12 protein-coding genes are annotated in these 14,714 nt (G+C 70.6%); 8 read left to right on the plus strand and 4 right to left on the minus strand.

The window, feature by feature from the left end:
• Positions 1–33 precede the first annotated feature (33 nt).
• Positions 34–1,293, minus strand: coding sequence for an ABC transporter substrate-binding protein (locus tag ASE44_RS04115; protein ID WP_162235729.1), 1,260 nt, complete (start codon positions 1,291–1,293; stop codon positions 34–36).
• Positions 1,294–1,551: 258 nt separating this feature from the next.
• Between ASE44_RS04115 and ASE44_RS04120 the strand changes: the two genes are divergently transcribed.
• Genes ASE44_RS04120 through ASE44_RS04140 form a run of 5 tightly spaced genes read left to right on the plus strand, consistent with a single transcriptional unit; the run spans position 1,552 to position 10,063 of the window.
• The gene (locus ASE44_RS04120; RefSeq protein ID WP_056006070.1) at positions 1,552–2,550 is read left to right on the plus strand and encodes a LacI family DNA-binding transcriptional regulator; all 999 of its coding nucleotides are present in this window, start codon (positions 1,552–1,554) and stop codon (positions 2,548–2,550) included.
• A 52-nt stretch (positions 2,551–2,602) separates the two neighbouring features.
• Entirely contained in the window at positions 2,603–4,813 is a 2,211-nt protein-coding gene (locus tag ASE44_RS04125; protein WP_056006073.1) for an alpha-galactosidase, read from the plus strand.
• Between the two features lie 32 nt (positions 4,814–4,845).
• Positions 4,846–6,378, plus strand: a complete 1,533-nt coding sequence (locus ASE44_RS04130; RefSeq protein ID WP_056006076.1) for an alpha-N-arabinofuranosidase — start codon at positions 4,846–4,848, stop codon at positions 6,376–6,378.
• A complete protein-coding gene (locus ASE44_RS04135; protein WP_235522544.1) occupies positions 6,375–7,673 on the plus strand; it encodes a glycoside hydrolase family 27 protein in 1,299 nt (432 codons plus the stop codon). The genes ASE44_RS04130 and ASE44_RS04135 overlap by 4 nt, the downstream gene beginning before the upstream one ends.
• Entirely contained in the window at positions 7,673–10,063 is a 2,391-nt protein-coding gene (locus ASE44_RS04140; RefSeq protein ID WP_056777640.1) for a glycoside hydrolase N-terminal domain-containing protein, read from the plus strand. The genes ASE44_RS04135 and ASE44_RS04140 overlap by 1 nt, the downstream gene beginning before the upstream one ends.
• A 20-nt stretch (positions 10,064–10,083) precedes the next feature.
• On the opposite strand, the gene trxA is transcribed toward ASE44_RS04140, so the two are convergent.
• On the minus strand, positions 10,084–10,461 hold the full coding sequence (trxA, locus tag ASE44_RS04145; protein WP_056777642.1) for a thioredoxin: 378 nt from the start codon (positions 10,459–10,461) through the stop codon (positions 10,084–10,086).
• 93 nt (positions 10,462–10,554) lie between these two features.
• Positions 10,555–11,433 carry a DUF2510 domain-containing protein gene (locus ASE44_RS18795; RefSeq protein ID WP_056777645.1) on the minus strand — a complete coding sequence of 293 codons (879 nt, stop codon included), beginning with the start codon at positions 11,431–11,433 and terminating at the stop codon, positions 10,555–10,557.
• A 142-nt stretch (positions 11,434–11,575) separates the two neighbouring features.
• On the opposite strand from ASE44_RS18795, the gene ASE44_RS04155 reads away from it, so the two are divergent.
• The gene (locus ASE44_RS04155; RefSeq protein WP_056777646.1) at positions 11,576–11,950 is read left to right on the plus strand and encodes a hypothetical protein; all 375 of its coding nucleotides are present in this window, start codon (positions 11,576–11,578) and stop codon (positions 11,948–11,950) included.
• 23 nt (positions 11,951–11,973) lie between these two features.
• Here ASE44_RS04155 and ASE44_RS04160 read toward each other — a convergent pair whose 3' ends face one another.
• On the minus strand, positions 11,974–12,504 hold the full coding sequence (locus ASE44_RS04160) for a hypothetical protein (protein WP_056777650.1): 531 nt from the start codon (positions 12,502–12,504) through the stop codon (positions 11,974–11,976).
• 134 nt (positions 12,505–12,638) lie between these two features.
• Between ASE44_RS04160 and ASE44_RS04165 the strand changes: the two genes are divergently transcribed.
• Both ASE44_RS04165 and ASE44_RS04170 read left to right on the plus strand, forming a co-directional pair.
• Positions 12,639–13,481 carry an AraC family transcriptional regulator gene (locus ASE44_RS04165; protein ID WP_056777653.1) on the plus strand — a complete coding sequence of 281 codons (843 nt, stop codon included), beginning with the start codon at positions 12,639–12,641 and terminating at the stop codon, positions 13,479–13,481.
• Positions 13,482–13,645: 164 nt separating this feature from the next.
• Positions 13,646–14,707, plus strand: coding sequence for an ABC transporter substrate-binding protein (locus ASE44_RS04170; protein WP_056777656.1), 1,062 nt, complete (start codon positions 13,646–13,648; stop codon positions 14,705–14,707).
• The last annotated feature ends 7 nt before the right edge of the window (positions 14,708–14,714 follow it).

Below are 14,714 nucleotides of genomic sequence, written 5' to 3' on the forward strand. Positions count from 1 at the left end.
CGGGTCGGAGCGGAGGTGTGGACGGAAGTGGGGTCAGCCGCCGAGGGCGTCCTTCACGGCCTTCATCGCGGCGTCCCACGCCTTGTCCGGTGGGGTGTTGCCCGCCTCGACGTCGGTGACGGTGTTGATCATCGCCGAGCCGATCGTCGCGGTCTCCGGACCGTTGAAGAACGGCTTGAACTCCTGCAGGGACTTGCCGAGCACGTCACCGATCTTCGAGTCGCCGAAGAACGGGTCGGTGTAGTCGGCGATCGCCGTCGACTCGTACGCTGAGACCGTGCTGGGCAGGGCACCGGTGTCGGTGAAGTTCTTCAGCTGCGACTCGGGCGACTGCATCTCCTTGATGTACGCCCACGCGGCCTCCGGGTTCGCCGCGCGCTTCGGGATGGCGAGGTAGCTGCCACCCCAGTTGCCGGCGACCTTCGGCACCGTCGTCACACGCCACTGGCCCGAGGTGTCCGGCGCGTCCGTCTTGATGCTCTTCAGCATCCAGGAGGGAGCCGCCATCGCGGCGAAGGCGCCGTTGGTCTTGCCCGTGCTCCAGCCGGTGGAGAAGGCGGGGACGTTCGCGGTGATGCCCGCCTCGATCGCCTTGATCGAGATGTCGAACGCCTCCCGAACCTGCGGATTCGTGTCGTACACGAGCTCACCCTCCGGCGTGTAGTACTTCTCGTCGACCTGGTTCACGGTCTGGAAGAAGACCGAGGTGCCGGCGTTGTCGAGGAACGGCTTCCCGGTGGCGGCGACGTACTGCTCCCCGACAGAGATGAAGTCGTCCCAGGTGGGCCACAGCGCCGCGACCTCGTCCGGGTCCGATGGCAGGCCGGCGGCCTCGAAGAGGTCCGCGCGGTACGCCATCGACATCCCGCCCACGTCGGTCGGCACCCCGACGACGGCGTCGTTCTGCGCGACCGCCTGGTCCCAGACCCATGGCAGGTAGTCCTTGGAGATGTCGTCGGCGCCCATCGTGCTCAGGTCGACGAAGTTGTCGGGGTTCGCGACGAAGTTCGGCAGGTCGTCGCCCTGGATGAGCACCAGGTCGGGGACCTTGCCACCGGCCAGCGCAGCGGTGAGCGCCTGAGCGGTCTCCTGCGTGCTGCCGACCTCGGTGAGCTTGACGGTGATGTCGGGGTGGGCTTCTTTGTACTTCGCGACATCGGCCTTCTGGTTGATGCCCGTGAAGGACCAGAACTGGAAGGTCTTGTCATCGCCGCCGCCGGACCCGGAACAACCGGTGACCAGGGCGCCGACCATGACGGCGACGGTTGCTGCTGCTGCAAGACGGAATTTCACTGGAAATCCCCCTCCTATGCGGGATCGTGTTCCGCGGTGTCGCGCTACGTTGCGGTCACCGGCCGGAGAGCGATCTCCGGCTCGCGCCGATGTCGACTGGATCGGGAAGCATCCGGACCGTTCGGGCGTGGTGATCACCATAGGCAGCGCGGTTCCGGGGCACCAGGTCAATATTGCGCAACTCGGAGACCGCTCTCTCGGACTCTGCGATGCTCGTCACCAGACCACCGGCAGGTGGACGATCGCAAAGGAGCGAGGATGCGCAAACCGACCCTGGTCGACGTCGCCCGAGAGGCCGGCGTCTCCCGAGCGACCGCCTCGCGGGTCCTCGCCGGAGCCTCGACGGTCGACGCGTCGATGGTCGTCGCCGTCCGGGAGGCGGCCGTGAAACTCGCCTACCGGACGAACGTCGCAGCCCGGTCGCTGGCCGGCGGCAGGACGGGCGCCGTCGCGATCGTCCTCGCGGCCGGCGAACTCGAACCGTTCTCCGGCTCGTTCGTCGCGGCACCGCTCAAGGGCGCGACCGCCGCCCTTCTCTCGGCGGCCCAGCAGCCCGCCCTGTTCCTCGCGGATCCACACCAACTCGACGCACTCGTCGCCTACCTGGCGGCGCACTACGTGGACGGGGCGGTGGTGATCCTGCAGCACGAGATCAGCACGATCACCCAGGCGCTCGCGCCGGTGGACCTCCCGATCGTCTTCGTCGGCCGCCCGATGGGCGAGCACACGGAGGACGTCACCTTCGTCGACTCCGACAACTACGCGGGCGGCCGTCTCGCGGCCGAACACCTGATCGCCCTCGGCCGCACGCGGATCGGCGTCATCTCGGGCCCCGCCGACATGGCCGCCTCCAGCGACCGCGTCCGAGGCTGGCGGGACGTCCTCACCGAGCGCGGCCTCGACACCCGGGCGATCGCCCGAGGCGACTTCACCATGCCCAGCGGGTCGTCGGCCATGGCGCGGCTGCTCTCCCGATACCCGGACCTCGACGCCGTCTTCGCGGGCTCGGACCTCATGGCGGTCGGGGCGATGCGCGTCCTCGAGGCCAGCGGCCGAAGCGTCCCGGACGACATCGCGCTCGTCGGCTTCGACGACACGGTCGTCGCAGCCACGGCGGAACCGCCGCTCACCTCGGTCCGCCAACCGTTGGAGCAGATGGGACGGGTCGCCGCGGAACTCGTCATGGAGCTCATCGCCGGCCGGACGGTCGCTCCGCGCTGGCTCGACACGACGCTCGTCGTCCGCGACTCCGCCTGACCATCGGCCCACCGGCCACTCAGACCACCTCATCGACCGGTTCGGAGGAACCATGTCCGATCTCCCAGCGACGCCCGACCTCCGCGTCATCCATCTGCAGTGCGACGGCGTCTCCGTCGTCCTCACCCAACGCGGGACCCGTCTCCCGGCGATCGCGCACTGGGGAGCCGCCGTCCAGGGCACCGACGCCGAGTGGCTGGCGGCTGCTGCAGCCACCGTGCGCGGCGACCTCGTCGACGGCTCGGACGCACCGTACGAGCCGAGCCTCCTGCCCGAACACGCGCTGGGCTGGTCGGGTCTCCCCGGCCTCCGGGCGCATCGGGCCGGAACCGCCTGGTCGTCGCGCTTCGACGTCACCTCGGTCGAGGTCGACGGTCGAGCCCTGCGGGCCGGCGAGGTGCTGCAGTGCGGCGCCGCGCTGATCGCGGTGTCGGCGGTCGACGGACAGACCGGCACCGTGATGCTCCTGGAGGTCGAGCTGACGTCGAGCGGTCTGCTGCGGACCCGCGCGACCGTCGGGAACCGCGGCGACGACCTCCTCGAGATCGAGGGCGTCGCCCCCGCTCTGGCGATCCCGACGTCGGCGCGCGAGATCCTCGATTTCGCCGGGCGGTGGGGCACCGAGAAGCTTCCGCAGCGTCACCCCGTCGTGACGGGCACCCACCTCCGCGAATCGCGGCACGGTCGCCCCGGTCTCGACGCCACCGGGGTGACCGCGATCGGAACGCCGGGGTTCGACAGCCGGCAGGGCGAGGTGTGGCTGTGCCACGTGGGGTGGAGCGGGAATCACACCATCGGTGTCGAACGCACCGACGGACACCTCGCGTTCCGTGGTGGAGAGCTGCTCCTGCCCGGCGAGATCCGACTCGGCCCGGGTGACGACCACCGGACGCCGTGGTTGTACGGCGCCTACGGCGTGGGCCTCGACGACGCGTCGTCGCGGTATCACCGGTGGTTGCGTTCCGCCTCGCGGGCGGCTCGTCGTCCGCGACCGGTCACCCTGAACGTCTGGGAGGCGGTCCTGTTCGATCACGACCTCGACGTGCTGGCCGAGCTGGCGACCCGTGCCGCGGATCTCGGGGTCGAACGTTTCGTCCTCGACGACGGGTGGTTCCGTGGACGCCACGACGACACCCGTGGCCTCGGCGACTGGACCCCGGACCCCGAACGCTGGCCGGACGGTCTCGCCCCACTCGCCGACCGGGTCCGGTCGCTCGGCATGGAGTTCGGGCTGTGGTTCGAACCGGAGATGATCAACGAGGACTCCGACCTCGCCCGGGAGCACCCGGACTGGATCCTCCGCGCGCGGGACGAGCTCCCGCCGCCCGTCAGGCACCAGCAGGTGCTCGACCTCGACAATCCGGCAGCCTTCGCGTACATCCTCCGATCCATCGACACGCTGGTGACCGACCTGGGGATCGCGTACCTCAAGTGGGACCACAACCGCGACCTCGTCGACGCCGGCCATCCGTCGTCCGGCCGGGCGGCCGTGCACGACCAGACCGAAGCCCTCTACCGGCTGCTCGACGAGCTCCGGGCGAGGCACCCGCAGCTCGAGATCGAGAGCTGCGCATCGGGTGGCGGTCGCATCGACCTCGGCATCCTCGAACGGACCGATCGCGTCCACACCTCCGACAACCACGACCCCGTCGAGCGCGCACGGATGCTCCGGTGGACAGGACTCCTCGTGCCACCCGAGATGCTCGGATCCCACGTGGCCTCGGCACGATCGGCCACGACCGGACGCACGCACACGCTCCACACGCGGAGCGCGATCGCGCTGCTCGGGCATTTCGGCGTGGAGTGGGACCTGCGGGAGCTCGACGAGGACGAACGCGCGGTCGTCGCCCGGTGGATCAGCGTGTTCAAGCGTCACCGGGCCCTCATCGCCTCGGGACGCGTCGTCGGCGACGGCGAGTGGGACGACGACGCCCCGACGCTGCGCGGCGTGGTCGCCGAGGACGGTGGTACCGCGCTGTACACCCTCGTGACTCCCCCACGGTCGGCCGACTCCCGGCGTCGGGTCCGCCTCCCCGGGCTCCGCCCGGACGGCCACTACCGCCTCGCCGTCGCCCAGGACGACTCCCTCGGCCCCCGCTGGGTGATCCCAGCCTGGCTCCGGGAAGCGCCGCCGCTCGACGCCGACCCGGCCGCGCTCGAGGCGGCACCCGTGCTGAGCGGTGGCCAGCTCTCCGGAGTCGGCCTCGACCTCCCCACCTTCCAGCCCGACCGCGTGATCACGATCCTCGTGACCGCCGTCTGACCCACGACCCGCTGCACAGAACAGGACCATCCATGGACTCCACTGCGACCATCGCCGTCGACCTCGACCGCCCGGGCCCCACTATCAGCCGACACGTCTACGGCCACTTCGCCGAACACCTCGGACGCGGCATCTACGACGGCTTCTGGGTCGGCGAGGACTCGCCCGTCCCGAACGTCGGCGGCATCCGGCTCGACGTCGTGGAGGCGCTCCGCGAACTGCGCATCCCGAACCTCCGCTGGCCGGGTGGTTGCTTCGCGGACCGGTATCACTGGACGAGCGGTGTCGGGCCTCGCGAGGACCGCCCGAAGCTCATCAACACGCAGTGGGGTGGGACGAGCGAGACGAACGCGTTCGGCACCCACGAGTTCATGGAGCTGTGCGAACTCCTCGGCGCCGACGCGTACATCTCGGGCAATCTCGGTTCGGGCACGGTGCAGGAGATGGCCGACTGGATCGAGTACCTGACCGGTGCCGGCGAGACGCCGATGGCCGAGTTGCGCCGAGCGAACGGCCGCGATGAACCCTGGGACGTGCCGTTCTGGGGGCTGGGCAACGAGCCGTGGGGGTGCGGCGGCAATCTGCGCGCCGGCGCCTACGCGGACCTGGCACGCCAGTTCGGCACGTTCTGCGAGAGCGGTGGGAAGGTCCCGCTCTACCGGATCGCGGCCGGTGCCGACGGCTTCGACGTCGCCTGGACGAAGACCCTGATGGAGGTCGTGGAGGACGTCGCCTCCCACCCGTTCTCGGCGACGCCCTGGGAGGCCGTCTCCGTGCACTACTACACGATCGGCGGCAGCTGGAAGGCGAAGGGCGGCGCGACCGGGTTCGCCGCCGCCGAGTACTGGAGCACGATCGCCGCGGCCCAGGGGGTCGAGCGACTCCTGTCGTCGCATGCCGCGGTCATGGACGTGTACGACCCGGAGGAACGGCTCGGGATGGTGCTCGACGAGTGGGGCACCTGGTGGGACGTCGAGCCGGGCACCCATCCCGGGCACCTGTTCCAGCAGAACACCATCCGCGACGCCATGGTCGCGGCCTGGCACTTCGACGTGTTCCACCGGTTCGCCGGCCGGCTGCGCATGGCGAACATCGCCCAGACGGTCAACGTGCTGCAGGCGATGCTCCTGACCGATCCCGAGGGCGGCGAGATGGTCCGCACGCCGACCTTCCACGTCTTCGAGATGAACAGCCGGCACCAGGACGCCACCTCGCTCCCGACCCACGTGGTCGGACCGAGCCGGGTGGCCGACGCGACGGCTCCCGGGATCCCGACCGTCTCCGCCTCGGCGAGTGTCAAGGACGGCGTCCTGCACTGCTCGCTGACGAACGTCGACCTCGACGCGCCGCTCGTCGTCGAGATCGACTTCCGCGGCGGATCGGTGACGGATCCGCACGGGCGACTGCTCACCGCCGAGCGGCCCGACGCCCACAACCGCCCAGGTGAGACCGACGCCGTGTCGCCACGACCGCTGACCGACCTCCACGTCACCGCCACCGGTATCCGGGTGACGCTGCCGCCGCACTCCTTCGCCACCATCACGGCTCAGGTCGTCGCCTCGTGAGCGGGGTGGACGACGCGGACACCGCCGTGCGCGCCGAGCGTCGGTCGCAGGCCGCCCGGCCGCCGATGGGGTGGAACAGCTGGGACTGCTTCGGCGGGTCCGTCACGGAGGCCGAGGTACTCGCCAACGCGGCGTTCCTCGCCGAGCACCTGCTCCCTGTCGGCTGGGACACGGTGGTCGTGGACATCCAGTGGTACGAAGCGACGCCGGGGGTCGACGACTACGAACGCGTCTCCCACCCGACGCTCGACGCCTGGGGCCGACCACAACCGGCACCGAACCGGTTCCCGTCCGCGGCATCCGGCGGGTTCCGCGCCCTCGCCGACCGGGTGCACGCGCTCGGACTGCGCTTCGGGGTGCACCTCATGCGGGGCGTCCCGCGCCGGGCCGTCGAGCTCGACCTGCCGATCCTCGGCTCGACGGCCACGTGCGCGGAGATCGCCGATCCGAGCAACGTGTGCCCGTGGAACCCCGACAACGTGGGCGTCGACATGAGCGCGCCTGGCGCCCAGGCCTACTACGACTCGGTCATGGCGCAGCTCGCCGACTGGGGCGTCGACTTCGTCAAACTCGACGACGTGCTGTACCCGCCGATCCAGACTGCGGAGATCGAGGCCATCTCGCGGGCGATCGACACGAGCGGTCGGCCGATGGTGCTCAGTCTGTCCCCCGGGAAGCGGCTATCCACCGAGCACCTGGACACCCTGCGATCGACCGCTCAGCTGTGGCGGATCTCCGACGACCTCTGGGACGACTGGTCCGCGGTGCTCGAACAGTTCCAACGGCTGGCCCGCTGGGCGCCACACCAGCGCCCGGGGGCGTGGGCCGACGCGGACATGCTGCCGCTCGGGCGGATCGGCATCCGCGCCCACGTCGGTGCGGACCGGCTGAGCCGCCTCACCGCAACCGAGCAGCAGACGCTCATGACGCTCTGGTGCATCGCCAGATCCCCGCTCTTCGTCGGAGGCCATCTCCCCGACACCCCGGCGCACACGCTCTCACTCCTCAGCAACCCACAGGTGCTCGCACTGCTCGGCAGTGACGGCAGCCGGGAGATCATCCGCGACGGCGACCTCGTCGTCTGGGCGGCGGAGCTCGGCGAGACCCGATGGCGCGCGGTCTTCTGGCTGGGAGACGCGGACGCCGAGGTGCGGATGCACCTGGCCGATCTCGGGTGCGCCGACCGGTCGTCCGTCACCGAGCTGTGGAGCGCGCAGCCGGTACCCGTCACGGGTGGCGCCGTCGACCTGTCCCTGACCGCGCACGGCGCCGCCCTCCTCCGGATCGACGACTGATGGACCACCACCCGCAGCCGCCCGTCGCACGGCATCGGGTCGAGCTCGAAGAACCGGCCACGCGGTTCGTCGACCGGTTCCTCATCGGGAACGGCTCCCTCGGCGCGGCGCTCGACGGCGTACCGGGACGCGAGGGCATCGACCTGTCCCTCGACACGCTGTGGTCGGGAGGTCCGAGACGGCCGGACGGTGCGTCGCGACCACGCTCGGCTCGCGGCGCACTGGCCTCGGTGCGTCGGGCGATCGCCGACGACGACCCGCTGGCGGCCGACGCCCGCGCGGCCGCCCTGCGCGGGACGACGTTCACCGAGTCCTTCCAGCCCCTCGGCCGGCTCACCGTCGACTACGCGTCGCCCGACGACGGTGCGCGCTCGCGACGAGCACACGACCTCGCACGGGGTGTGGTCGAGACGAGGAGCACGTGGAGCGGGCGGGCGGCCACGCTCTCCGCGTTCGTGTCCGCACCCGACGGGGTGCTCGTCGTCGAGGTGGTGGGCGACGGGGTCCGAGAGCCGATGCTCGGTTTCGAGACACCGCACCCGTCGACCACGACAAAGGACGCCGTCGGCGACACCCGGTGGTGGTCGTCGACGGGCCGCGCGCCCTCGGGGGTGCGGCCCTCCTACCTCGGCGGTGACGACCACGACGCCGTCCGATACGCGACCGATCTGCCGGACCCGGACGGTCTCGTCGATGCGGGCATGGCGTGGGCGCTGACGATCGCGGTGCAGCCGATCCCTGGCGGATTCCGCCTCGTCGCCGGTGCGCGTTCAGGACACCGCGGCTGGCGGGAACGGCCGCTCGGTGATCCGTCCTCGCTGCTCTCGCAGACGCGGACGACGGTCGCGCGTGCGCTGCGTCAACCCGACGGTGCCCTGCTCGCCAGGCACATGGCCGACCACCGGTCGCTCTTCGACCGTGTCGAGCTGGATCTCTCGGGATCGGCGTCCGCGTCGGCCGACGCTGCGGAGCGGTACTTCGACCTCGGACGGTCGCTCCTCATCGGCAGTTCCCGAGCCGGAGGCGAACCGACGAACCTCCAGGGCGTGTGGAACGATCAGGTGCGGCCGCCCTGGAGCGCGAACTTCACCACCAACATCAACCTCCAGATGAACTACTGGCCGGCGGAGAGCACCGGACTCGGTGGCCTGGCCGAACCGCTCGCCCGCTTCATCGGCGAGCTGGTGGACGCCGGGCGGCGCACCGCTCGAGACGCCTACGGACTCGCCGGTGCGGCGGCCCACCACAACAGCGACCTCTGGCGACACACGGACGCCGTGCCGCTCGACGCCCACTGGGCGAACTGGCCGAGCGCACTCCCCTGGCTCGTCGCGCACCTCCACCGCCGTCTCGAGGACGGCGCCGATCGCGCCGCACAGGTGAAGGTCCTCCAGCTCCTGGAACCGGTGGTCGCCTTCGTCCTCGGGATGCTCATCACCGATGCCGACGGATCGCTCGTGGTGAGTCCGTCGACCTCCCCGGAGAACCGGTTCGTCGTCGGCGTGGGGTCTTCGGCTGCGCTGACCGCCGGGGCGGCGATGGACCAGGAGCTGGCGTACGAGTGCCTCCGCGACTACCTCGCTCTCGCGGAGCGGGTCGGTGTCGGCCTCGCGGACGTCGACCTCGTGGGTCGATCGCAGGGGGCCTTCGACGCCCTCCGCCTCCCGCGGATCGGTCACGACGGCGCGCTCCTGGAGTGGGCGGCGGAACGCGAGACGACCGAGCCCGGCCACCGGCACCTCTCCCACCTGTACGGCCTGTATCCGGGGACGCGGATCACGGAGACGGGGACGCCGGAGGACTTCGCGGCGGCCCGACGTGCGCTGCGACAGCGACTCGAGCACGGTGGTGGCGGAACCGGATGGAGCATGGCGTGGGTGCTCTGCCTGGCCGCGCGACTCCGGGAGCCGGAGCTCGCGTCGCACGCGCTCAAGGCCCTGCTCGGACCGCTGTCGTCGGCCTCGCTGCTCGACCTCCACCCCATGGGTGAGCTCGACGCCGTGTTCCAGATCGACGGCAACCTGGGCGGGACCGCCGGTGTCGTCGAGCTGCTCGTCCAGGGGCATGGCGGCGTCGTGTCGCTCCTCCCGACCGTCCCTGCCGAGTGGTCGGCCGGGAGCTTCAGAGGGTTCCGAGTCCGTGGTGGGCACGTCGTCGCGGCGGCGTGGAATGATCACCGCATCTCCAGCGCACGACTGCGCCTCGCCGCAGCCGAGGTGATCGTCGAGCTGCCGGACGACGGATCGACGATCACCGTCACCGGCCCGCACGGACCGTGCCCGCCTCACGTCGTCGACGGCGCACCAAGCGGACGGCGGCGCATCCTGCTGGCGACGCCCGGTGTCCACGAGCTGGTGTTCGCCGCGCCAGGTGTCGGGAGTCGGCCCTGACGTGCCCGGCGGTCCTCAGCTCACTCGGCCTGGGCTTCGGCCTTCGCCGCGGCGATGGCCGCGTGCACCTCGGACATGTCGAGACCGCGCACCTGCGAGATGAGGTCCTCGAGCGCGGGTGCCGGCAGGGCTCCGGCCTGGGAGAAGACGAGGACGCCGTCGCGGAACGCCATGAGCGTCGGGATCGACGTGATCTGCATGCCGCCAGCGAGCTCCTGGTTCGCCTCCGTGTCGACCTTGGCGAACACGACGTCACCGTGGGTCTCGCTCGACTGCTCGAAGACCGGCGCGAACGCCTTGCACGGGCCGCACCAGTCCGCCCAGAAGTCGACGAGGACGATGCCCTCGGCCGACACGGTGTCCTCGAAGTTCGAGATGGTCAGTTCCTGCGTGGTCATCGTGCGCCCTTCGGGTCGGTGGTCGGACGCGTCGCATCCGAGTGACGAGCCTACCCGCGGACGACGGGCCGTCCTCCCTTGAGCGCCTCCTGATCACCGTCCCGGCGGGAGCTCCGGGAGGAGCAGCAGGCGACGCTGCGTCCGTGACATGGCGAGGAGGACACCACCGAGCACGCCGAACAGCACACCGCCAGCGATGACGGCGATGCCGATGGCCGCACGGAGGAAGGCGTAGCTGTCGTCGGAGCCGTTGACCACGAGCACGACACCGACGAGGAGTCCGAGCACGCCGATCCCGAGGATCACCCAGCACAGGACGAGATACGTGCGGAACGCACGCGCCCCGTGGAACGTCGGTCGGATGCCGTACTGGGTGCCGACGTACTGGGCCCAGCGCGACCCGGTCCACCACCGCGTCGCCCGCGACGACACGTCGTACCAGCCGGCACCGGGGCCGTCCTGCTCGCCGGGCAAGGGCCGGACCGCGTCGATGACCGTGGGCGCACCCGTGGGTCGCGGGATCCTGCGCACCGCGGTCGTCTTGGCGGCGATGCCGAACCAGAGGATCGACACGAGCAGCAAGGGGACGCCGTTGAACGACAGGTGGCTGGACAGGAGTCCCAGGCTGAACTGCGACAGCGAGAGGACGAGGAACACCGAGGCGAACACCCACGCCAGGGTGGGCTGCTCGGTGGTCGCCCAGTCCGTGCCCGGCTTGCCGTCCTTCACCCGCAGCCCCGTCCAGTGCGAGCCGTCCCACCACCGCAGCTGATCGGGCCCGGTCGGATACCAGCCGGGCTGCGGGCCGGCAGCGGTGCCGATCGGCGAACCCGACTGCGCGGGCGACTGGTGCGACGGCGGTGGCCCGGCGGTCGGGCCGGCGGCAGCCACCTGCCCGGTCCACCGCGTTCCGTCCCACCAGCGCAGTTCGCCTGGTGTCCCCGCGTCGTACCATCCCGGTGCAGCAGTCATCGCCGCTCCTTCCCCCGAAGATCCCGCTCATGACGACCATGCAGCGACCCCAGTGTTCCCGGTCGGGACCGACGGGGCAAGCCACCGTTGTCGTCCGGACCCCTGACGGGTAGGTTGACGGCGACACGATGAAGGGACCACCGTGGCCAAGCGCAAGACGCCCGAGCAGCTCGCCGACGAGGAACGTCGGTACGAGCTCGCACGATCAGCGAGGACCTTCGACGACTTCGTCGTCCTCGCGAGCGACCCCAACCAGGCGATCCGCGCCGCCGCCGCGCACAACCCTGCGGCGGACGCGGCGGCGTTGGAACTGTTCCTGCAGGACCGGTTCTGGGGCGCCCGCATCGAGATCGCCCTGCACCCGAACGCCACCGATGAGCTGCTCCGCCGGCTCCTCGAGGCGGATCCGCGCAAACGCGGCGTCGTGCACAACGAGGCGAAGCGACGGCTCATCGAGCACGGCGTCCGGTTCGACGACGACGGCCTCCTGATCGAGGATCCGGCAGCTCCTCGCTGAGCCTCGAGGCAGGGCCTGCTTCCTCAGAGGTGCAGGTGGGTGCGGACCCAACGGCGTCCGGTGCTGGCGGTGAGGTGTTCGGCGAGCGCATCGGCCACGGCTGGACCGTCGGTGTCGAGGGCGACCGCCAGTTCGCCGATCGCCACGGAGTCGAGGAGGTTCCAATCGCCGACGGGCGCCTGGAGTCCGCAGTCCGGGCAGCGTGCGAGCTGTTCGTCGCCGTCCCACCAGGCGGCGAGGACGGGTGTTGCAGTTTCCGCGCTGAGGCGTGAGCCGCACGATGGGCAGGCCGGGTCGGTCGTGCCGTCGCCGACGCCGTAGGGTTCGCGTGCCGCGAGGATGACGAGCGAGTCCCGCGCGTGCACCGGGAACCGCGATGTGGCCGTCTGACCGAGCAGGAACGCGACGCGATCCGGGTACAGCCGATCCGTGCCGGTGTCGCTGCGGGAGATCCAGCCGTCGGACGACAGCGACTGCTCCAGCTGCGCCGATGCGGACTCGACCTCGGCCGCGCGCACATCGAGGTCGACGATCAGCTCGCGGTGGTCTCCCATGCACCGATCCTAGGCGGGTCGCCGACGAGGTGGAACGGAGGTCGTCGGAGCGGGGCGGCTACCATGACGGACATGGCAGGCTCAGCGACCCGACGTCTCGACGACGTGGACGGTCGTCCGGTCCGGGACGCCCGGTGAGCACCTACGGGCAGGTGGACTGGGACGAGAGCCCTGAGCATCCGTCGTCGGTCGCCGAACCGTATCTCATGGGCACCGGTGTCGTCACCGACGAGGACACCGGGAGCCGCCCGCTCTCGCCGCCGCACCGTCACCCGGACGCCATGCTCGCCTGGTGCTACCGCGGCACGGTGTGGGTGCACCTCCCGAACGCCATGTGGCGGCTGGCCCCGGGCCAAGGCGTGTGGATCCCCGCGCACACACAACACACCGCGCACCATGAACGCGATTCGACGGGCTGCTACACCTACCTGCCGCGCGCCTCGTTGATCCTGCCGGTCGACGAGGTGCGGCAGGTGCTGGTGCCGCGCGCCGTCCAGGAGATGCTCCTCCACCTCGGAATGAACGACATGCCCACCGACCTCCGTGTCCGCGCGCAGGCCGTCCTCATCGAGATGCTGCAGCAGCCCGCGCCCGAAGCGACCGACGGATGGGGTGAGGTCCCGATGCCGTCCGACGACCGCGTGCGCCCGCTCGTCCGCGCGGTGCTCGGCGACCCGGGTGATCCGCGGGGTGCGCTGGACCTGTTCGAGGCGCATGGACTGCACGAACGGACCGTCCTGCGGATCTTCCAGCACGACATCGGGATGAGCTTCTCGCGGTGGCGGACGAGTGTCCGGATGACGCTCGCAGCGCGCCTGATCGTCGATGGCACACCGATCGGCGCAGCGGCGCAACGCTGCGGCTACGCGTCCTCGAGCGCGTTCTCGGCGAGCTTCCGTGCCCGCTTCGGGGTGACGCCGCGGGAGTACGTGGCGCGGGTCCAGGCGGATCCAGCGCACCAGCGCTACTGGCGCTGATCGGCCCGGAGCCGGGCCCAGACTGGCGGATTCCCGACAGAAGTCGTCGGTTCGCCGACACCGCGCGCCGTCGGAGCGCCCTACGATCATTCTGTTAGGACATGCTTACCTAACTTCCGGCCGCGCAGCAGCGGCCCACTCCCCCACCACTCCGAAGGAGCTCCATGTCGCACGTTCTCGCGCGCCCGAACATCCGCCGCAGATCATCGCTCGTCGCGGTCGTCGTCGCCACCGCCCTCGCCCTCGTCGGGTGTTCCACTGCCGCAGGCAGCACCGGATCGACCACGGCCGCGGGCGACGGCGTCGTCATCGAACACGCACACGGCGAGACGGTCATCCCGGAGAAGCCGAAGCGGATCGTCGCCCTCGGCTGGATGACGCCCGACATCGTCGCGGCCCTCGGCACGAACCCCGTCGGCGTGGAAGCCGTCTGGGGCGCCGGCGAGAGCGGCTACCAGCCCTGGTTCGAGGACTACGTCACCGAGGCGTACGGCGAGCTGCCCGAGATCATCCCCTTCGTCGACGACGGCCCCAACTACGAGGCGATCAAGTCCCTGAAGCCCGACCTGATCCTCAGCCTGTACTCGGGCGTGACCGACATCGAGTACGAGCGACTCACCGAGATCGCCCCGACCGTCCCGTACATCGAGGGCCCGTGGAACCCCGGCACCTGGGAGGGCATGACGCGCACCGTCGGGAAGGCGATGTCGGAGGAGGCCAAGGCCGAAGAGCTCATCACCGAGACCGAGACGCTCATCACCTCGCTCGCCGACGCCCACCCGGAGTTCGACGACAAGACCTTCGTCTGGGGTCTGACCCTCAACGAGGGCGGGACCGACCTCGGCGTCTACCTCGAATACGACCCGCGGGTGCGCATCACCGAGGCACTCGGGTTCACCTCCACGTCGGCGATGGACAGCTTCCTGCAGAGCGCCGAGGGCGACAACTGGTACACCGGGGTGAGCCTCGAGCAGCTCTACGACGTCGACGCCGACCTCTTCGCCGCTTGGGGCGGCAGCGCTGCCGAGGGCACGTACACGGTCGAGAACGCCGTCGTCTCCCGCTGGGCGCCGATCGCCGCAGGCTCGTACGTGATCTACGCCGACGCCGCGAAGGCCTCGGCGATCAGCGCCCCGACCGTCCTGTCCCTGCAGTACGTGCTGCCGGGTTACGTCGACGACCTCGCAGCCGCCCTCCAGGGCGAGCCCACCATCGACGGGAAGTGATCTCGAC

Origin of the sequence: Plantibacter sp. Leaf1 (assembly GCF_001421315.1) — a bacterium.
Taxonomy (GTDB): Bacteria; Actinomycetota; Actinomycetes; order Actinomycetales; family Microbacteriaceae; genus Plantibacter.

What these genes read in the sequence shown, in the direction of transcription:
- ASE44_RS04120 (WP_056006070.1), top strand. Translation starts at nt 1,552, where the DNA reads ATGCGCAAACCGACCCTGGTCGACGTCGCCCGAGAGGCCGGCGTCTCC.
- ASE44_RS04125 (WP_056006073.1), top strand. Translation starts at nt 2,603, where the DNA reads ATGTCCGATCTCCCAGCGACGCCCGACCTCCGCGTCATCCATCTGCAG.
- ASE44_RS04130 (WP_056006076.1), top strand. Translation starts at nt 4,846, where the DNA reads ATGGACTCCACTGCGACCATCGCCGTCGACCTCGACCGCCCGGGCCCC.
- ASE44_RS04140 (WP_056777640.1), top strand. Translation starts at nt 7,673, where the DNA reads ATGGACCACCACCCGCAGCCGCCCGTCGCACGGCATCGGGTCGAGCTC.
- trxA (WP_056777642.1), bottom strand. Translation starts at nt 10,461, where the DNA reads ATGACCACGCAGGAACTGACCATCTCGAACTTCGAGGACACCGTGTCG.
- ASE44_RS18795 (WP_056777645.1), bottom strand. Translation starts at nt 11,433, where the DNA reads ATGACTGCTGCACCGGGATGGTACGACGCGGGGACACCAGGCGAACTG.
- ASE44_RS04160 (WP_056777650.1), bottom strand. Translation starts at nt 12,504, where the DNA reads ATGGGAGACCACCGCGAGCTGATCGTCGACCTCGATGTGCGCGCGGCC.
- ASE44_RS04170 (WP_056777656.1), top strand. Translation starts at nt 13,646, where the DNA reads ATGTCGCACGTTCTCGCGCGCCCGAACATCCGCCGCAGATCATCGCTC.